The sequence below is a fragment of the Lysinibacillus sp. FSL K6-0057 genome, assembly GCF_038630885.1.
Classification (GTDB): Bacteria; Bacillota; Bacilli; order Bacillales_A; family Planococcaceae; genus Lysinibacillus; species Lysinibacillus fusiformis_F.
The window spans coordinates 1,441,209-1,461,071 of record NZ_CP152047.1; the positions used below are offsets into that span (position 1 = coordinate 1,441,209).

The following is a 19,863-nucleotide window of genomic DNA, read 5'->3' on the forward strand; positions in this document are numbered from 1 at the left end:
ACAACTAGATGAAGTTTGGCTTTGATATAGATGACACATTAATTGATTTACGAGCACATGCCTTTTCACTCTATAATAAAAAGCTTGGTAAAAATGTTTCCTTTGAAACCTTTCAAGCGATACAGCGAGTGGAAATTCATGAACCATTTGGATTAACAGACGAGGAAGGTTCAGCCATGTGGAATAGCGTATTAGAAGAGATCTATTTTACGGACTGCCCATCTTTTGAAGGGGCATTAAAAACGCTCCAAACTTTAGCAGAGCAAGGATATGACATTTACTATATTACATCTCGCCCAAAACAATACTGTGCGCAAACAAAAGCGTGGATGGAAGCACAGGGCTTTCCAATAACAGACGGTCATTTTTTCTGTGGCATGCAAGATGCAGAAAAAGTAGCCATTATAAAAGAGCTTGCTTTAGATATTTATGTAGATGATAAACCAGCAGTACTTGAAACGCTTCATGATGTGAAAACTAAGGTGATCTTAAAAAATCAATCCTATAACCAGCATGTGAATCTTCCGCGTTTATTTGATTGGCAAGCGTTTCAAACCATGTTTCAAAATTAAAGGATTGGTGCAACGACTAACCGTTGTACCAATCCTTTTTTTGCTAAAAACGACTAAGCTTAAAGGTAGATAAATCTTGTTTACTTTTGCCTTCTATAACTAATTCCGCAAGGGCTTCCCCAACAGCACTACTAAATTTAAAGCCATGACCAGAAAAGCCTGCAGCAATGACAATATTCTGATGTTCAGGTAAAAAATCGATAATGAAATCTTCATCTGGTGTCATCGAATACTTACATGTTTTTCCGTATTTAAGCGTTCCATGCTGAGGCATAAACTGATCAATGAAATTTTGTAAATCAACTGTATCAGACGCATCAAATGGACGTAGAGGGTCGTTCGGATTGACCACATCACCGCCATCGTGTCGTCCAAGCTTTAACCCAGCTCCATCAATGCTTGGAAAACCGTAGTAGGTCGAATCTGCAAGTTCAAAGCAATAGGCTGGGAAAACTTCATCACGATATAGCTGCTCATCCGCCTCAAACCATGCAAAGGTTTTGCGCGTTGGTGTGACGGGTATGCTCACGTCTACTGTTTGTAGTAACTCTGTTGCCCATGCACCCGCCGTTACTATTAAGTGCTTTGCTTTATAGCTATTATGTACTGTTTGAACCTGTACAATATCACCAGCTTGGATAGCCAATACTTTTTCATTTGTCTGTAAGCTTGCACCAGCCTCTAAGGCTAATTTTTTATATGCTCGAATACATGCTTCAACACGAAGGACGCCTGCAGTCGGCTCAAAGCAAGCAACTAAATTTGCTGGCAAGAATAGCCCTGGCCATTTGTTCATCGCCTCAGCAGCTGAATAGTGTTCGAGTGCTAAATCATAGAGTGCAGCACTAGCCTTCACATTTCGAATAAAGGCACATGTTGGTTCGCCAATATTGACCACACCGGTTTGTAAAAATAAGCTTTCATTTACTAATGACACTAGCTCATGCCAAAGCTCACCAGCTCTTTTTACAAAAGGTACATAGCTAGCCCCTTCACCATAAGCAAAACGAATGATTCTTGTATCTCCATGATGACTACCTTCTTCATGCGGGGGAGTAAAGGCATCTAGCATAAGAACTTTTTTACCTTCCTTTGCTAAATAATAACCAGCCGCCATCCCCATGGAGCCAGCACCAACTATTATGACATCATAGTCCATTCTAATCCCTACTTTTTTACTCTAGTATAACAGATTAACAGAAAAGGAAACAGAAATTTTAGAAAATAAATAGGCACAACACCTGCAAATCCAAATGGACTAGAGGTGCTGTGCGTTGTAGATACCTGCTATTTTGAGTTTGGTAGAATTTTATTAAGGAAAATCGCTACTAGCGCTGCCGTTGCGATAGGCGACCCAAATAAATATTGAACGGTTGTAGGTAATGAATATAGGAAATCATCAGGCAATAATGTCAAAGCTAACGTTAAAATAACAGGAATCGCAATGACATACATTTCCTTTTCGCCAATATGTTCATTTTTCATGACCTGCAAACCACTAATGGCAATTATACCGCAGACGATCACAAATACACCGCCAATAACAGCCGAAGGAATCGCTGAAATGAGTGCCGCTAATTTTCCAGAGAAGCCGAAGACGATAAACCAAATACCTGCTGCTATAAATACTCGACGGCTCGCAATCCCTGTAATTGAGATAACACCTGCATTTGTAGAGTAACCAGTAACAGGAGTGGAACCAAGTAAAGAAGCAATAAAGCAGCCAATTCCTTCGCCAATAACACCACGATTAATTTGCTTATTTGTTAATGGTTGGTCGATAACATTGCTAATGGCAAACCATGTTCCTGTTGTTTCTGCCATTAAGACAATATAAATAATGACCATTGTGATAATGGCAGAAATATTAAAACTAAAGCTAAAATCTGCAAATGGAATTTGTGGCATACTAAACCATTTTGCTTGCGATACAGGAGATAAATCTAAAACACCCATGATATTGGCTGCGATACTACCAGCAATTAAGGCAATGATGACAGAAGCAATTCGGAATAGACGTCCTTTTTGATGGAAGACTGTGCCTAACATAACACAAATAATTAACACAAATGCTGAAATCAGCGCTAAATAGATGTTTTGATTAATGGATGCTCCTGCTCCATTAAAAATATTATCACTTAAACCGACAGGCATTAAGGACAGTCCAACCACAAAGATAATCGTTCCACCCACAATTGGTGGAATAAATGTTTGGACAATTTTATTGAAGATGCCTGTATAGCCTAAAATAATAACTAAAATGGCACCTATTAAACTAGCACCGAGCACAGTACTCCAACCTAAATCACCACTACCACTTGCTGCATAGATCCCAATAATGGCACCAAGTGGAACATAGGATGGACCTTGTGCCATCGGTAATTTCATACAAAAATGTGTTTGCACAATCGTCGCAATCCCAGCTGCAATAAAGGTTGATTGAATGAGTGCGCTTGCCTGACCAGTTTGTAAACCGATTAGCATGGCAATTAAAAATGGTACGACGTAAACATCCATAGCCATTACATGCTGTAAACCGAGTAGAGCGGATTGACCGAACGAGATTTTCTCATCTGGTAATACGGTTAATTGTGTTTGTCTTGTTTGATTAGTTAGTTTTCTATGTTGTGTTTCCACGAAGTTGTACACCTCAAAATGATAGATTTTTATTGGAAAATAAGAGAGTGATTAGTCTCTCGTATGAACTTTACTACCTTGCACCCATACCTCACGGATATTTTCTGGGCGTACAAGATACATGATTTTTTGGAAGATATCGAGTAAATCTTCATTTTGATCAAAAATCGGAAGCTTAGCAGTAGGGAATTTTGTATCGATAATTTGTACATCCCATGTATAGTTTTCCTGTAAACGTCCAATTGGAAGACTTAAGCTTTCTCCACCACCAGCTGTCGCGAGATAGAAGGCCTCATTAATCGTAATGCGTGAATTTGGCACACCACGGTTTTCGGCGGTAATGGTTGTATCTACACCATCCTCTAACATTCTCGATGACATAACAGCCTGTCTTGCATTATCAAAAAGACTTGGAGAAAATCCACCTGAAACATCTGAGCCTAATCCAATATCAACCCCCATAGCATGGAAGCGGGCGATTGGAATCACACTGTTAGCAAAATAGGCATTAGAGATTGGACAATGACCAATGGCAGTGCCAGTTTCAGCAAATAATCGGGCATCCTCATCACTTAAGAAATTACAATGAGCCATGACAGATTTATCACCTAACAAACCAAAGTCATGCAAGGCAACTGCATCATTTTTCTGGAATCGTTCTTTGACGTAGCCGTGTTCCCAGTCACTTTCACTACAGTGAGATTGAATATGTGTATCGTATTTCGCAGCCAATTCACCTAAGCCCTTTAAGGCACCATCAGTACAGCTTGGAATAAAGCGAGGCGTGACAACAGGATAAACACCCTGTTTAGCTGTTTTGGCTAAATCTTTTACAGCTAAAATAAATTCCTCCGTATCCGCTAATGCAGTTTTTGTGTTCTCATCTCGATAAAAATCAGGATTTTGCTCAGGATCATCCATGACTACTTTTCCGACTAATCCTCGCTGTCCCTTTTCAGCACAGATTTTCGCTAAAAGTACGCTGGCCTCCTTATGAACCGTCGCAAAATATAATGATGTAGTTGTACCATTGGCAAGTAGTGTGCTTACTAAATCCTCATAAACCTCTTGAGCAAATGCTAAATCGGAAAATTTTGATTCGATAGGGAAAGTATATGTGTTTAACCAATCGTATAGAGGAATGTCTAAAGCTGTCCCAGATTGTGCCCATTGAGGTGCATGTACATGCAAATCGACAAATCCTGGTAGGAAATATTGCCCTTCAGCTAATGCATGGAAGTTATTTTGATCTTGATATGTAGTGAATAGTTGTTGGTAATCCGCGTGTTCAGGAGCGACTGTTTTAACAATCATGCCGTCAGCATTAATGAAAAATAAATAATCTTTTAAAATGTGAACGTCAGTAGCAGATTTACTAGTAAAAGCTGTCCCTTTGAAAATATGCGTATATTCAGTCATAAAAACCACCTTAATGTTCGTTTATTGATAATAACACGGATTATTATAGGCTATACAAACTATTAAGTCTATAAAAAAACGAATATTGGTGCTGTGGCTAAAGAAAAAAATCCACCTTTGCAACTACATTTTTACAGCTTTGACAAGCGTTGATAGATAACAAAAGAAGGCACCTAACTGAGAGTGCCTTCTTTCTACATGATCGAATCATTGATGATGTGAAGAAAATTATTAAAGGATGCGGAGTGATGCAATTCATTTTTTCTTGTACAAAGGTAGATAGGGCGTTGAATATCAATGTCTTTAATAAAAACGCGGGCAACTTGTTGCTGTTGAATAAAGCTAGAAGCTGCTATGGATGGAGCTAGCATCGTACCAAAACCTGCTGCAATGGCATGAATCGATTCATTAATTCCATCTAGTTGTAGCCCTACTTTCGGTGGAGGGATTTTATGCACTTTACATAAAGCATTTAAATATTCTTTTGTGGAACTCCCATCCTCCCTTGTGACAAAGGGCTGCTGCATAAGTTCTGCAAGGGAAATCGTTTGACCAGCTAGACGATGGTTGTACGGTACAATAAACCAATAATCTAAATTCATGAGAAATTGATAATTAATATCAGCATGATGCCCATCTTCTTTGACGATAAAGGCCAAATCAGCTTTATAATGAAGTAAATCCTCAATAACTTGCTGAGAATTAGCGGTTTTTAAATGAATATGTGTCGCTGGAAAAACTTGTTTAAAATGAGCTAACCATTTGGGCAATAAAAAATGGGAGGGAACATGTGTTGAGGCAATTTGCAATTCTTCATTGCCCGTATTTTTAAGTTGTTCAATTTTACTTTCAATATCAGTTTCTAAATCAAATAAGCGCTGTGCCTGTTTGTATAAAAAAGCACCATTTTGAGTTAGCGAAATGCCTCTCCCTTTGGCTTCTAGCAGAGTCAAACCCAGCTCTTTTTCTAAATTTCGAATTTGGATGGTTACTGCAGGCTGACTAATCATAAGCGTCTGTGCTGCTTTGGAAACACTATTGAGTTCAGCCACCTTTGTAAATAACCGCAGAGCATGTAAATTCATGTCGTTACACCTTTCATAAATTTTTTTTATGATTTTATATACATTATATATTAGATTTATTAATTTGCGCTCTGTATCCTTTTAATTACAGTAGAATATATGAGAGGGGGATCATCATGAATCGACAACACATAGGGATTGTCTTTGGAGGAATTTTATTATTGGTTGTTGCAATGGGGATTAGTCGATTTGCATTCACACCGATTCTACCCTTTATGCGTCGTGATGTAGGTTTTTCATTAGAAGTGGCTGGATTTTTAGCTTCAAGCAATTATATTGGTTATTTCATTGGTGCATTATGGGCAGGATTCATTTATCGTCAACGTAAGAATGTTTTATTGGCAAGTGTTGTTATCAATGTCCTATCCGTTGTATTAATGGGCTTGATAGAAGTATATAGTGTCTGGCTAGTTCTGCGTTTAATTGCAGGCATTACAGGGGGTATTATTTTTGTTTTAACGTCTAGTATTATTATGGATTACTTGGCGAAACATTCATTATCACGCTGGTCTGGCTATGTATTTAGTGGTATAGGCTTGGGAATTGCTATTTCAGGTTTATGTGTACCTGCTTTAGAAATAAGATTTGCTTGGCAGGGTACATGGTTAGGATTAGGGATTTTATCAGCGATTTTTTTATTTATTACCTATTATTTATGGAGAAGTTTAGCGGTGCAGGATATCACAAAAGTTACAAAAACGCTTGATACAAAAATGACAAAGGGTTTTATGCCATGGCTGATTTTATCCTATGGCTTAGAGGGGTTAGGCTATATTATTACAGGGACTTTTTTAGTCGATATTATTCATAATATCCCTTCTCTTCAAGCTTACTCCTCCTATAGCTGGGTCATTGTGGGGTTAGCGGCTATTCCATCAGCTCCTGTTTGGACAATCTTATTAGAGAAGTTTTCAGCTATAAAAATTTTATTTGTGGCATACATACTTCAAGTGGTAGGCATCCTGTTACCTGTTTTTGCACAAACCGTATGGAGTGTGTTGTTAGCGTCATTTTTATTCGGACTAACCTTTGTAGGGATTGTCACGCTAACTACTTCCTATGCACGACAGCTTTTCCCGACACAAAGCGGATTCGTTGTATCCTTATTAACAACCTTTTATGCTTTTGGACAAATTATCGGACCGATCGTCGCAGGAAAGCTGGTTGAAGTTTATAGTAGCTATAAAGCAGCACTTGTATTTGCTGGTGTCATTGTGTTTCTTGCATTGCTCGTTATGGTAATTGGTAGATGGCTCACTTTAAAAAAAGAAGCTGTTGCAGAACATACAATTTCTATATAACGCATAAAAGCCAGAAATCCAAATAGGATTTCTGGCTTTATCATTTACTTAAAGAAGCCGTGCCTCTATCTACATGATATTAAAAAATATAATAAAAGTCTATATATTTTTTTCTTTATATGGAAAAATAGACAAGTGCACAAAGGACGTAACGTTACGATTCTACTTTGAAATGAGGACTATATATGAACACAGAACAAGCTATTCAACGCTGGAATCAATATGCGGAAAGGTATACAGCTAACTACGATGAGCAGGGTGACATTCATCGTGTAGTACTGTTAAATCCCACTATCTTTTCTTTGCTGGAAGAGGTAGACGGAAAGCATGTATTAGATGCAGGATGTGGAGAAGGCTATTTAAGTAGATTACTAGCGAAGAAAGGGGCAAGCGTGACGGCTGTTGATTTTTCTCGAAAAATGCTGGAGATTGCTTTGGAAAGAACACAACAGCAGGAAGCTATTCAATTTTTACACGGGAACTGTGAAAATTTATCATTCTTAGCAAATGAACAATTTGATGGTATTGTTTCGAATATGGTTTTCCAAGATTTAGAGGATTATCAGGCTGCGATACGTGAGATGTATCGACTATTAAAACCGAATAGCATTTTTATCTTTTCGATTCTGCATCCGTGTTTTGTGACACCAAATAGTGGATGGATGAGACATGAGCAGCTAGATCAACAGTATTGGAAAGTCCAGCGTTATTTTTATGAGGGTGCCTATCAACAACTAGATGCTGAACCACCCATAGTTTTATACCATCGAACATTAACAAGCTATGTGCAAGCCATTATTCAAACTGGCTTTACCATTGAAAATATTGTAGAGCCAAAGCCATCACAAGACATGCTAGAGAAATATCCGCAATTTGAGGAAGATTTGCATTGTGCAGATTTTCTAGTATTTAAACTAAGAAAATGAAGGAGAGTGAATCCATGCGTTTATTTCATGTCAGTGAAGATTCTACAATAACGATTTTTCATCCTCGTTTACCTGAACGACCAGATTTAGATGCCACCAAAGGGCTTGTTTGGGCAATCAACGAAAGATGCTTGCCAAATTATTTAACACCGAGAGATTGTCCTCGTGTTTGTTTTCATGCAGGGATACAAACAACAGAACAGGATAGAAGGCATTATCTAGCGCAAGCCTCTCATGTAGTGGTCATTGAAAACAAATGGTTTGAAATATTGAAGAATACGAGACTTTACCTATATGAGTTTGATAGTAATGGCTTCACATTACAGGATGATAATGCAGGCTATCATACAAGTGAATTAACACAAATACCCATTAATGTCTCTGAAGTCAACGATATAGCTAAAGCATTATGGGATCGGAATGTTGAATTACGTATAGTAAATAGCTTGTGGGAAATCCATGATGAAATCCAGCATACAAGCTTAAATTGGTCGATGTGCAGAATGCGTTTTGCACAGGCTAGAGGATAAAGAACAAGCCTCGTCATGCTACTGTTGCATGGACGAGGCTTGTTTGTCTATTAGAAAAAGATATACAGCTAACTGCGATAAGCAAGGTGATATTCATCATGTAATACTGTTAAACCCCACCATCATCTCTTTGTTGAAAGGGAGATCGATAAGGCTATGTAAGTGAAGATTATATTCAAACAAATTTTCAATCTCGTCTTCCAGTAAGACAAAATTAGATCTTTCTAAAGGGATTATGTGCATCGTTCATAGTGGTGTTCACTACTGCTAGTATGAAAAAAGGAAAAGACGCTTTTGCACATGGTTGATTGGAGTGGAGCCACCGTCACTCCTAGAGGATTTAGCATCACAGATGAGAGCATACAGCGAACACTAGTGAGTGAAGCGGCTCATCGGACGCATTCTGGAAGGGACGCTGGCGGAACGTAAATCAACCCCTTGCTTTGCCAAAAGGTCTTTTTCTGCTAGTGACATGAACAACATTCCCTTTTTAGCTAGACTGCATGATAACGACCAACAGGAACGATTAAAGGTGTTTTTGAAACAGGGTCTTCAATGACCATGCTATCTAAATCGAATGTTTCTTTAATTAACTCGCTTGTCACAATAGTTTTTGGTGAACCTTCTGCAAGTAAATGACCATTTTTTAATGCAAATAAGTAGTCTGCATAACGGGCAGAAAGGTTAATATCATGCAATACCATGACAATGGTTGTACCATATTTTTTATTTAAATCTGTTAGTAAATCTAAAATTTCAACTTGATATGTAATATCTAAAAAAGTTGTCGGCTCATCTAAAAATAAAATATCAGTTTGTTGTGCTAATGCCATAGCAATCCATACACGTTGACGCTGACCACCTGATAGTTCATCAATATTGCGGTCAGCAAATTCTGTAATGTTCATCATTTCAAGTGCTTCTGCAACTGCCTCATAATCTTGTTTGGACCATCCTTTAAACAATGTTTGGTGAGGAAATCGACCTCGTCCGACTAAATCAGCAACTGTAATTCCCTCAGGAACGATAGGGGATTGAGGTAAAAGCCCTAACACACGAGCTAATTGCTTTGGTGGCATTTGATGAATTGATTTGCCATCTAGCATGACGTGACCACCAGTTGGCTTAATGAGACGTGCCATTGTTTTTAATAAAGTAGATTTCCCGCAACCATTCGCACCAATAATAATGCTAATTTTGTTACTTGGAATAGCAATGCTGACATTTTCTAAAATCGTTTTCTGCTCGTAACCAGATGTTATATGCTCAGCTTGAAGCGTATGTGTTGGTTTCATCATATATCTCCCTTTCGATTGATTCGAATTAACAAGTAAATTAAGTAAGGTGCACCAATGATTCCTGTAATAACACCTACTGGATATCTAGCTGTAAATGCGAATTGCCCAATTAAATCAGCAGCCAATACTAAAATAACACCAATTAGACCAGCTGGAAATATATTTGAAAACCCGACACCAACTAACTTTTTGGCAATTGGTCCAGCAAGGAATGCAACAAAGGCAATCGGTCCTGTAGTTGCTGTAGCAAGTGCAATGATTAATACAGAACTAATCATTAAAATGATTCGTGTTTTGTTTGTGTCTACACCTAGAGAGGTGGATGTTTGTTCACCAAGCTCAAGCATTTCTAAATGTTTCCCGTAAAATAAAAGTACAGGTGTAAAAACAATGACAATGATTATTAATGGAAATAGCGTCTCCATTTTTGCACCATTCAAACTCCCACTTAACCATCTCATGGCGCTTGGAATATCATGTGTGTTGCCAATCAACATTAAATAAGAGATGAATGCATTGAGCATGGCTTGAATGCCAATCCCGATTAAAATTAATCTGCCAATTGAAAAAGAAGAACCTCTTGATAAAGCATAAATAATTAGTACAGTAGCTAAACCACCAATAACTGAAGCAATAGATACAACAATATTACTTGCTTGTAGGACAATAATACAAAATACAGCAGCAGCACTTGAACCAGCTGTAATACCGATAACATTTGGATTTGCTAAAGGATTGCGCAACATGGTTTGGAAAATATAACCACCAACACCGAATGCAAAGCCAGCAAATGTACCAGCTAGCATGCGTGGTAATCGAATTGTACCTACTGCGAAAGAAGCACCTTGTACTTGTTGGCCTAAGAGAACACGGACAACATCCTCGACAGGATAAATCGTGTTACCAAGCATTAGCATTGTGCCACAAAGTATGATGGAAATAAGAGTTAGTACAGAAGTTATTATGACAAAACGTCTTTTTCTTTGTTTTCTACCTTCCATTATGGATATCAATGTTTCATTCATCATAACGCACGCATTTTCGCTTTCATCGTAATTAAAATCAAGATAGGGGCACCTATAAAGGCTGTTAAAATACCCACCTCTAACTCACCAGGACTGCCGAGAAGTCGACCACATACATCTGAAAACGTTAAAATAATAGCTCCTGTTAAGGCAGACATAGGCAGGATAAAACGTATATCAGGTCCAATAAGAAGGCGGACAACATGGGTTGCTAATAAACCGATAAAGCCAATCGGTCCTGCTAAAGCTGTAGCAGCCCCACATAAAAGGACACCACCAAGTGCTGCAGACATCCGTAGTGTACCAGTACGAACACCTAAACCAGTTGCCACTTCATCCCCAAGTGCTAAAGCATTTAGTGCTGGGGCAGTGAAGAGGGCAATCAAGATACCAACAACTAAAAATGGAATAAATAGCTGTAAAGCATCCCAGCTCCCGGCACCTACACTACCAACTTGCCAAAATCGAAATTGATCCATTACATTTGTACGCGGAATCATCACCGCGACAACCAATGAAGATAAAATAGCGCTAGTAGCAGCCCCTGCAAGTACAAGCTTTAAAGGTGTAGCGCCACTTGCACCCATAGAACCTATTCCAAATACAAAAATAGCAGTGATAATTGCCCCCGCTATTGCTAACCAGATATATTGATTTGCTGAACTAATGTTTAAAAAAGCAATACCACAAACGACAAAAAGGGATGCCCCTGTGTTTACCCCTAAAATACTTGGATCTGCAATTGGATTACGTGTTACTGCTTGCATGAGTGCCCCAGAAACACCTAATGCCGCACCACACAGTAAACTAAAAATTGTTCGAACGATTCGTTTTCGAATAACAACGGCTTCATGTGACTCGACATCAGGATGGAACAAGCCATCCATCAGTCCAGTCCAGCCAATTGTACGAGAACCGAATAGTAACGAAGCAATTACGCATATCGCAAGAAAAATGATGAGAAAGAGCAAAACTTTTCCAAAATGTTTAGGGATAAATAACTGCTTCTGTTCGGTAGCTTGTATCTTATTCATATTACTTAATATTTTTTGCTACGTCTGAGATTAATGATAAATACTCATCAATTGTATAGGCAATTGATAGTGGGCTAGGGGTACCAGCAGCTGCAAGTGGCGTGTTATCACCAATAACAACAACATGCCCATTTTGAATAGCAGGTACTTTCCCTAAAATTGGATCAGCTTGTAAGGCTGGTAAAGTTGTATCATCTCCATAAGCAATAAAGATTTCTACATCAGATAAAGCATCAGCATTTTCAGCGCTTAATTCAAGATAGAAGCTGCTATCATCAGTAATTTGCTTGTTAAGGCTTTCAGGATATTCCATACCTAATTCGTTTAAGAATTCACCACGTGGGTCTGCAGGTGTATAAATATAGAATTTTGATAAGTCCGTTGCAGTGAACATAGCGAATGCAGCTTTTTTACCTTTAATTTCAGGATGTTCACTTACTTTATCTTGGATTAATTTTTCAGTGTCTTTGATTAATTGTTGACCTTCAGCTTCCATACCCATACCTTGCGTGTTTAATGTAACTTGGTCACGCCAAGAAGTTACCCAAGGAATTTCTTTATACGCAACAACAGGTGCGATTTGGCTTAAAGTATCGTACTCTTCTTGCGTAATACCTGAGTATGCAGCAAGAATGACATCCGGGTTAGAGTCTGCAATGGCTTCGAAGTCTAGACCGTCTGTATCTTGATAGATATTCGGATTTTCTTCACCAAGCTCTTTTAATTTTTCAGCAGTCCAAGGAAGCATACCACTACCATCTTGTACACCATAGTTAGCAGCAGAGAAACCTACTGGAACTACACCAAGTGCTAGTGCTACGTCATGGTTAGACCAAGCAATTGTTGCTACACGCTCTGGCTTTTTTTCAATAACCGTTTCACCAAAAGCATGTTTAATTGTAATTGGATATTGCTGTCCATCAGTAGTTTCTGATGTATTATCTTTTGTTTGTTCTTCTTTTTTAGCAGTGTCTTTATTAGATGAATCAGAGCATGCTGCTAAAGCTAAAACCATAAATGATAAAAGCATTACGACGAACATAGAATTTTTCATTTTTGACATTTTCCCAACCTCACTTTATTTTAAAAAAACGATAATGATAATCTTTATCACTTAGACAAAAATATTACTAATTTCAATAAAAGTCAACAAAATTTTAAAAAAAATTGCCGTTTTTTAGCTTTATGATCGTAATTCAATATTAAATATGAAGACAGAGCTAGAAAAAAGCGAAAATGCTCCTCAGGTCATGGTTATCAAAACAAATCAAGTTAGGTATTTAGTCACGTAAATCTACATCCATATTTTAACATATAGTGCCTTGAATTGGTCGAACTGGAAAAGTACAGCCAAGACACTAAAAAACAAGCCTCGTCATGCAATCACAGCATGACGAGGCTTGTTTGTCTACTAGACAGTAGATGTTTGTTCAATTGGTGTAGAAGAGACATGAACTAATTTCTTGTCTTGATATGTAAAGATAAATTCATAGTTAGTTGTTTCATTGAGCATTGTAGGTAAATAATATTTTAAATCCGCAATACCTACATTTTCAGGGTGAAAAATCCAATCTAGCTTCTTCCAATCAAGAATGCCTTCTGCTACCTTTATGGGAGTAACATATGTAAAAGATTCAGGTAGTTCTGCTATAAAGGCATACATACAACCATAGTTCACAACGCCATCTGTCCAGGTAATTTTACCTTTATAGGTGATATCCTCAACCGTAATACCTGTTTCTTCTTTGATTTCTCGAAGTGCACCAGCTAATGGCGTTTCACTCTGTTCAATTTTACCACCTACACCATTCCACGCGCCCATCCATTGTGGCTTATCTCTATTTAGTAAAAGGATATAATCACCCTTCTTCAGAAAACAAATTGTAAATTCAGCCAAGTTTGTTCCTCCTTTTTCTTTAGCTATCTGAATTGGCAGGAGACCAGCCAGTCTGCTGACTCCAATGATTTGCTTGTTTTAAAATTTCCCATATGATCGCTTCTTTAGAATCCGTATAAAGTTGATGATTATGTGTGTATTTCTTAGCCAATTCATATTTTACCTGCTCATAGCGCCGACAGTGTTCTGGATCACTGCGCAAAAAATCTCGAAATAATAAGGCTAACTGCTCTGCCCAACTCCCAGCCTGTCGAACATGAATATGTACTCGTCTTTGGTCTGGAGCCTCTCGAAAATAGCGTTTAGACTTATCTGGATTTTCCGCTCGATAAATAAAACCGAGAGATTCTAATGGAGCTTTAAATGCTGTCAATGGTGTAAACGATGCGACGGATATTTGTATATCAATCACTGGTTTCGCTGCTAACCCTGTTACAGCGGTTGAGCCAATATGATCAATTCTCAGCGCTATGTCTCCTAAGGCCTCACGCAATTGACAGCCTATGCTATGAAATTCCTTAGCCCATTCATCTGTATAAGGCAAAATCAAAATAGGATCGGACATTTTTTCACCCTCCCTTGATCTTCATAAAAATATTGTATCACGCATGTTATAGTGGAATAAAGATAGGAGAAGGAGTGAGAAAGCGATGATTCTAATAAGTGCTTGCTTAGCAGGTTTCAATGTTCGTTATAATGGCACCAACAGCCTAGATGAAAAAATACAAAAGCTTGTGTTAGAAAATAAAGCTGTCACGGTTTGCCCAGAGCTGATGGGAGGTTTTTCGACGCCCCGTGAGCCCGCTGAAATTGTAGGAGGCAATGGACAGGATGTTCTTGATGGCAACGCAACAGTGGTTGAAAGTTCTGGACGAGATGTCACGGAGCTATATCTAAAGGGGGCCTATGTAACTTTACAAAAAGCGCTTGAGGTGGGAGCGACTCATGTCATTTTAAAGGAATATAGCCCATCCTGTGGCAGTGCAGAGATTTATAATGGTGAGTTCAATGGAATAAAACTAGTTGGAGAAGGGGTAACTACGGCATTGCTTCGAAGACATGGAATTGAGGTTTTATCAGAAGAACAATTTCTATGAGGGAATGCGATTTTTTTTATAGTGAGGAGTATCTTTTCACCATAAGAAACGTCTGAACAGATGGGAGGTGGGTGATATGCCATTAACCTTTGCACATCCAGCAGCAATATTACCTTTTTCAAGACAAAGCAAATACATCCATTTTTCAGCACTTGTCCTAGGAAGTATGGCACCTGATTTTGAATATTTTTTTAGAGGCAGACCAATAGGAGCAATCGGTCATAGTGTGACAGGTTTTTTCATTTTGAATCTACCTCTTATTATCTTGATCTATACACTATACCGTGCGTTTATTCATCAACATCTAGTTAATCATTTACCTTTATTTTTACAGGATACAACTATCCAAAAAACTTCCAAGAGTAAATTATTCAATGTCATCGTATTTGGCTATTCAGCGCTATTTGGTATGCTAACACATGTTATCTGGGATTCCTTTACACATAGAAATGGCTATATGGTATCGCAATTAGCTATTTTATCTGAAATAATGCCACTATTCAGCTTGCAGATTCCTGTTTATAAATACTTACAGCATGGCAGTACATTCATTGGTCTTATGCTGATAATCAGCTATGTCTATTTCAGAACAAACAATCAGCCGAAGGAAACTTTGCAAACGATTCATACAACACAAAAATTTTGTTTTTGGATGCAGATACTAGGTCTAGCGTTTTTGTATTTTTGTTTTTGGTACATTATGAATGAGATTTCACTAAGCAGTTATGGTACATGGGTAATCCGTATCATCGATTCATTTTTCTGTAGCTTACTAACGATTTGTTTATTTAAAACTTATCGTCAAAAACTAACAACATCCAGAATAAAAGGACTTCCTTAATTGGGAGTCCTTTTAATCATTAATTCTTTTTTAGTTTGGACAAAAAGAAAAATAAATAGATAATGAAAATAGCATAAACTAGTATCCAGATAAATTGCCAATAGAACTTACTAGGTATGGACTTTATTTGATCTCCAATAGTCATCATTTCTAAAGAAAGATAAAGTGGGGGTAGAAACCAAATAATGCCTTTTATATGCAGGATCGAGTCTTTTAACGTTGCTATTACTACAGCAAACAATAATACGCTGATAACACCCCACCAAGTATTTTGTTTACTTTTGACAAGCTCTCTTGTAAACATAGCAGAGAGTGCCATTCCTAAAAACGCTAAACTAAAATGAGCGAGAAATCCAAGTGATAGGTGTAGAAAACTTGGTTCTTCAGCAAAAGCGTGAATGACGGTAGGATAGATCACAGAAATCATACTTAAGCATAAAGCAATCAACATGCAGATTATAAATAAGCTAATATTATAACGTGTTGAACCATTCGCATGTAATATTGTAATCACTTTTTGCCCCTCATCTTCTGAATGAAACAGTGTGATGGTGAACCATCCCATTAAGAAAAAGATAACAATTGAGGTAAATGAAAAGCTATCTAATATAGGATTTGGGACAAATGTATAGTTGACAACAAGACATAAAATAAAAATTGAAAAAGGTGGAACATACTGATAGGTTCTAGCATAATTGCTTAACTGATATCGCATTAAACTAATCATTTTGTATGAATTTCTCCTTGACATTGATTGGCACTATTTGTTTAATAGTAACATTTTTATAGAGCAGCTGTTGTAAGAGATGGTTAGTTTGCTGTGCTTGAATATGAGTAATAACTTCATAAGAACCATTGGCTAGTTGTAATTGGTTTTGAATTTCGATTAAAGGAGAGATGTCTTGTAAGTATGCAAGATTAGAAATCTCAAAAATCAATTGATTATAGGTTGCATGATGCACTGATAAATTAGCTTCTTTTACTTCTTTATTTTCAATCATTAAAGTTGTATCAACAACATGATCCAGTAGTTTTGTTTCATGACAGGTTAAGAGTATCGTCATACCTTGTTGTTTGAGGCTCAGAAGTGTCTGTTCCAATTCACTTTGTGTTTTAAGATCTAGTCCCGACAGAGGTTCATCTAAAATCAATAAATCTGTTTCATTAAGCATGGCCTGCGTAATCATCATTTTTTGCCTCATTCCTTTAGAAAAATGAGCTATTCTAGTATCTTGTACATCTTCTAAGTGAAATAGTTCGAGTAAATAATTTATTCTCGATAATAGTTCTTGTTTACCCATTCCGCAGATTTGCCCCATATGCTCAAGGTATTCTCTAGGGGTAAATAAAATATGAGAAGGAGAAACTTCTGGTACATAGCCAATTTTTAAAGGGTGTTTGGAAGGAATAAGAGAACCAGAGTCGGGCGTGATTAGCCCCGCAATTATTTTTAATAGGGTGCTTTTGCCAGAGCCGTTTTTCCCTAAAATAGCAGTAATTTGATTGTAATGGATGGAAAAAGAGACACTTTCTAAAATGGTAGTGCCTCTGTATTGCTTGGTGATGTTTTGTACGGCGAGTAACATATTCATAAATCTGCACCTACTTTTGTTAAATTCACTAAGCTTATTGTAAGAGAATAGTAGGTTATATGGCAAAAGAAACCATTATAAAAAACAGTAAGAATCTGTTTAATGATTAACAGATTCTTACTGTTTACTTTACAACGAACGATATTTTTTTAAACTGATAATATTTAACGTAATGAAAACAATGGCGAAACAAGCAAGAATGCTGAGATTCATTACAATATCAGGAAATGAATAACCTTTATACATAACGCCATTCAATGCGTCAGCAGCATAGTAAAGAGGCATGATGCGTCCAATATTTTGAAGCCATTCCGCCATACTATCGAGCGGAAAAATACCCGAAAAGAATACTTGAGGAACAATAACAAGCGGAATAAACTGCATCATTTGAAATTCTGAAGCAGCAAAGCTAGATAGCAATGCACCTAAGGATAACGATACAAGGGCAACCACCATATTAATGAGTAGGACAAGCCAGATGGAGCCTACATGGACAATATCTAGCACATAAATACCAAACAGGACGATAATAATCGTTTGCAGGAAGGCAAATAAACCATAACCGACCATATAGCCTGCTACAATTTCTGAGCGTTTAATAGGTGTCGCCAGTAAACGCTCCAATGTTCCTGAAGTACGCTCCTTTAATAGGGCAATGCCGGTAATTAAAAAGACAAAGAAGAACACGAAGAAACCAATGAGCATAGGACTAAATATATCAAAAATAGCCGTATCCTTATCACCATAAATATAGTCCGTTTCCATACTGCCTATAGAGGTTTGTGTTGGCTGTAAAACTTGTGCCAGTTGCATCGTTAATGCCTTTGCCTGAGAAGGGTCATCATTTAATAAAGTTAACTTACTATCATTTTGCTCTATTGCTAGCCAACCATCATACTCTTTATCCTGTAGCTGCTTTTTTGAAAAAGCATTGTCCTCGATAATGGTAAAATCAGTCTCTTTCAATTTGTCGATCAATGGGGCGGGCCCATTAGAGACCACAAGTGTGACAGAAGCCTCGTTACTATTGAAAATAAAATACATTAAGGACAAGACAAGAAGCGGGGCTAAAAATAATAAAGCAAGTGTCCGCTTATCTCGTTTCATTTGTTGGATGATTCTTGTGACGATAGCACCTATTCTCATTGAACGTCACCTCCAGCTTTTAAAAACACCTCATCAAAATCTTTTGCTTGATAATGATCTTTTAACTCTTGTGGTGTACCTTGTGCAATAATATGCCCACTTCTCAGCATGGCCAATTGATCACATCTTTCTGCTTCATCCATCGCATGCGTCGTCACTAATATCGTTTTTTGTTCTTGATCTTTTAAACGAATAAGTTCTTGCCAAATTTCCTTTTTTAAGACAGGATCAATTCCCACTGTCGGTTCATCCAAGATTAATAGTTTAGGATTCTGAATAAGGGCAATAGCAAGGGATAATCGACGTTTCATTCCCCCTGAATAATTTACCACTTTAAGTCGTAAGTCATCTGTTAAACGAACAAGGCTAGCAGCATAGGCAACTCTTTCTATTCGTTCCGCCTTCGATAATGAATAAAGCTTAGCGAAAAAATGTAGATTTTCTTCCCCAGTTAAATCTGTATAAAGTGCATCTGATTGTGCCATATAGCCGATATCATTCAATAATTGCTGATGTGGAACATCCAAATCTAACACTTGAATAGTGCCATGATCAGGCTTTAGCATCCCCATAATCATTTTGATTAGTGTTGTTTTACCACAGCCTGACGGACCAAGTAAGCCCATTAGCTGTCCCTTAGGAATATCCAAAGAAAGGGGGGCAATAACTTGCTTTTGTTGAAATCGTTTTTCAAGAGATTTAATAGAGATTGCCTGGTTGCCCATATGGACCTCACTCCTTCACTGAACACAATGTTGATTTGATAAAAATTTTACGGTAGCATGTGAGCAAATACAATCAACAGTTTGCCAGCAAGTGTTAAGTAAATGGAGGGAAATATGTGTCTGTACATGAAAAGATGAATTTTGAAACGAAGCAAGCCATTAAAAGGGTTTTTATCCAGCAAGTAGAGGAGGTAGGCTTTGAGCGTGTGACAGTAAAGAATTTAGCGTTAGCAGCTGAAATCAATCGTGGCACGTTTTACTTACATTATACGGATAAATATGATGTGATGGAGGATTTGCAGCAGGAGCTATTACTGGAGTTAGAGCGCTATGTTAAACATGTTCAGCCTGTGGATGCTTTTCAAACAGTAAAAATGGGGCAACTCTATCAGCCGTTTATCAAGGTGATAGCGTGTATAAAGGAGCACGCACCAGCCTTTCGTATGTTATTAGGAGAGCAGGGGAGTCCTGCATTTACGCAAAAGATGAAAACGATCTTCGGAAGTCATATTTTGGACAGACTATCACTTATCCGCAAGGAAGCACAAGATCCAGAGTTTCAGCAATACTTACAAGCCTTTATAGCATCAGCCATTTTAGGGGTGATTCAGGAGTGGTTAGACAAGGGGAACGAGAACTTAACAGTAGAAGAAATGGTTGCTCTACATTTTCGATTATTAAGCTTTTTAGGAAATGTAGTAGCTACTATTTAATGGGAAACCGCTACAGCACTTGCTC

21 protein-coding genes are annotated in these 19,863 nt (G+C 37.7%); 7 read left to right on the forward strand and 14 right to left on the reverse strand.

From position 1 onward, the window contains the following. The first annotated feature begins 8 nt into the window (after positions 1-8). Entirely contained in the window at positions 9-572 is a 564-nt protein-coding gene (locus MHB40_RS06765) for an HAD family acid phosphatase (protein WP_342534156.1), read from the forward strand. A gap of 43 nt (positions 573-615) precedes the next feature. On the opposite strand, the gene solA is transcribed toward MHB40_RS06765, so the two are convergent. The 4 genes from solA to MHB40_RS06785 form a co-directional block, all read right to left on the reverse strand. Further along, positions 616-1,731: an N-methyl-L-tryptophan oxidase gene (gene solA, locus MHB40_RS06770; protein ID WP_342534157.1), complete on the reverse strand. Its 1,116-nt coding sequence runs from the start codon at positions 1,729-1,731 to the stop codon at positions 616-618. A gap of 128 nt (positions 1,732-1,859) precedes the next feature. Then, positions 1,860-3,209 (reverse strand): solute carrier family 23 protein, encoded by a 1,350-nt coding sequence (locus tag MHB40_RS06775; RefSeq protein WP_205442189.1) that lies wholly within the window; start codon positions 3,207-3,209, stop codon positions 1,860-1,862. A 51-nt stretch (positions 3,210-3,260) separates the two neighbouring features. Next, on the reverse strand, positions 3,261-4,628 hold the full coding sequence (gene guaD, locus MHB40_RS06780; RefSeq protein WP_342534158.1) for a guanine deaminase: 1,368 nt from the start codon (positions 4,626-4,628) through the stop codon (positions 3,261-3,263). Between the two features lie 194 nt (positions 4,629-4,822). Beyond that, the gene (locus MHB40_RS06785) at positions 4,823-5,713 is read right to left on the reverse strand and encodes a LysR family transcriptional regulator (protein WP_342534159.1); all 891 of its coding nucleotides are present in this window, start codon (positions 5,711-5,713) and stop codon (positions 4,823-4,825) included. 116 nt (positions 5,714-5,829) lie between these two features. On the opposite strand from MHB40_RS06785, the gene MHB40_RS06790 reads away from it, so the two are divergent. The 3 genes from MHB40_RS06790 (at position 5,830) to MHB40_RS06800 (ending at position 8,470) form a co-directional block, all read left to right on the forward strand. Next, positions 5,830-7,014 carry a YbfB/YjiJ family MFS transporter gene (locus MHB40_RS06790; protein WP_342534160.1) on the forward strand — a complete coding sequence of 395 codons (1,185 nt, stop codon included), beginning with the start codon at positions 5,830-5,832 and terminating at the stop codon, positions 7,012-7,014. A 185-nt stretch (positions 7,015-7,199) separates the two neighbouring features. Continuing rightward, positions 7,200-7,940: a class I SAM-dependent methyltransferase gene (locus MHB40_RS06795; protein WP_342534161.1), complete on the forward strand. Its 741-nt coding sequence runs from the start codon at positions 7,200-7,202 to the stop codon at positions 7,938-7,940. A gap of 14 nt (positions 7,941-7,954) precedes the next feature. Then, a complete protein-coding gene (locus MHB40_RS06800; RefSeq protein ID WP_342534162.1) occupies positions 7,955-8,470 on the forward strand; it encodes a DUF6886 family protein in 516 nt (171 codons plus the stop codon). A 494-nt stretch (positions 8,471-8,964) separates the two neighbouring features. On the opposite strand, the gene MHB40_RS06805 is transcribed toward MHB40_RS06800, so the two are convergent. The 6 genes from MHB40_RS06805 to MHB40_RS06830 all read right to left on the reverse strand — a co-directional run bounded on the left by MHB40_RS06805 (position 8,965) and on the right by MHB40_RS06830 (position 14,289). After that, positions 8,965-9,765, reverse strand: coding sequence for an ABC transporter ATP-binding protein (locus MHB40_RS06805; protein WP_205442196.1), 801 nt, complete (start codon positions 9,763-9,765; stop codon positions 8,965-8,967). Further along, complete coding sequence (locus MHB40_RS06810; RefSeq protein WP_205442198.1) at positions 9,765-10,796, reverse strand: iron chelate uptake ABC transporter family permease subunit; 1,032 nt, start codon at positions 10,794-10,796, stop codon at positions 9,765-9,767. The genes MHB40_RS06805 and MHB40_RS06810 overlap by 1 nt, the downstream gene beginning before the upstream one ends. Further along, on the reverse strand, positions 10,793-11,827 hold the full coding sequence (locus tag MHB40_RS06815) for an iron ABC transporter permease (protein ID WP_342534163.1): 1,035 nt from the start codon (positions 11,825-11,827) through the stop codon (positions 10,793-10,795). The genes MHB40_RS06810 and MHB40_RS06815 overlap by 4 nt, the downstream gene beginning before the upstream one ends. A gap of 1 nt (position 11,828) precedes the next feature. Next, a complete protein-coding gene (locus MHB40_RS06820; RefSeq protein ID WP_342442837.1) occupies positions 11,829-12,890 on the reverse strand; it encodes an iron-siderophore ABC transporter substrate-binding protein in 1,062 nt (353 codons plus the stop codon). Between the two features lie 348 nt (positions 12,891-13,238). After that, complete coding sequence (locus tag MHB40_RS06825) at positions 13,239-13,724, reverse strand: 8-oxo-dGTP diphosphatase (RefSeq protein WP_342534164.1); 486 nt, start codon at positions 13,722-13,724, stop codon at positions 13,239-13,241. Between the two features lie 19 nt (positions 13,725-13,743). Continuing rightward, on the reverse strand, positions 13,744-14,289 hold the full coding sequence (locus MHB40_RS06830) for a GrpB family protein (RefSeq protein WP_342534165.1): 546 nt from the start codon (positions 14,287-14,289) through the stop codon (positions 13,744-13,746). An 85-nt stretch (positions 14,290-14,374) separates the two neighbouring features. Here MHB40_RS06830 and MHB40_RS06835 point away from each other — a divergent pair, with 85 nt between their 5' ends. Beyond that, positions 14,375-14,821: a DUF523 domain-containing protein gene (locus tag MHB40_RS06835; RefSeq protein WP_342534166.1), complete on the forward strand. Its 447-nt coding sequence runs from the start codon at positions 14,375-14,377 to the stop codon at positions 14,819-14,821. Positions 14,822-14,897: 76 nt separating this feature from the next. Further along, a complete protein-coding gene (locus tag MHB40_RS06840; protein WP_342442841.1) occupies positions 14,898-15,662 on the forward strand; it encodes a DUF4184 family protein in 765 nt (254 codons plus the stop codon). Positions 15,663-15,681: 19 nt separating this feature from the next. Here the strand turns inward: MHB40_RS06840 and MHB40_RS06845 are convergent, their stop codons facing one another. From MHB40_RS06845 to MHB40_RS06860, 4 genes are all read right to left on the reverse strand, one after another. Continuing rightward, the gene (locus MHB40_RS06845; protein WP_342442842.1) at positions 15,682-16,389 is read right to left on the reverse strand and encodes an ABC transporter permease; all 708 of its coding nucleotides are present in this window, start codon (positions 16,387-16,389) and stop codon (positions 15,682-15,684) included. Beyond that, a complete protein-coding gene (locus tag MHB40_RS06850; RefSeq protein WP_342442843.1) occupies positions 16,382-17,254 on the reverse strand; it encodes an ABC transporter ATP-binding protein in 873 nt (290 codons plus the stop codon). Before MHB40_RS06850 ends, MHB40_RS06845 begins: the two co-directional genes overlap by 8 nt. 129 nt (positions 17,255-17,383) lie before the next feature. Further along, positions 17,384-18,400 (reverse strand): ABC transporter permease, encoded by a 1,017-nt coding sequence (locus MHB40_RS06855; protein WP_342442844.1) that lies wholly within the window; start codon positions 18,398-18,400, stop codon positions 17,384-17,386. Continuing rightward, entirely contained in the window at positions 18,397-19,125 is a 729-nt protein-coding gene (locus MHB40_RS06860; RefSeq protein ID WP_205442209.1) for an ABC transporter ATP-binding protein, read from the reverse strand. The genes MHB40_RS06855 and MHB40_RS06860 overlap by 4 nt, the downstream gene beginning before the upstream one ends. Positions 19,126-19,241: 116 nt before the next feature. Between MHB40_RS06860 and MHB40_RS06865 the strand changes: the two genes are divergently transcribed. Then, complete coding sequence (locus MHB40_RS06865) at positions 19,242-19,838, forward strand: TetR/AcrR family transcriptional regulator (RefSeq protein WP_342442845.1); 597 nt, start codon at positions 19,242-19,244, stop codon at positions 19,836-19,838. Positions 19,839-19,863 lie beyond the last annotated feature (25 nt).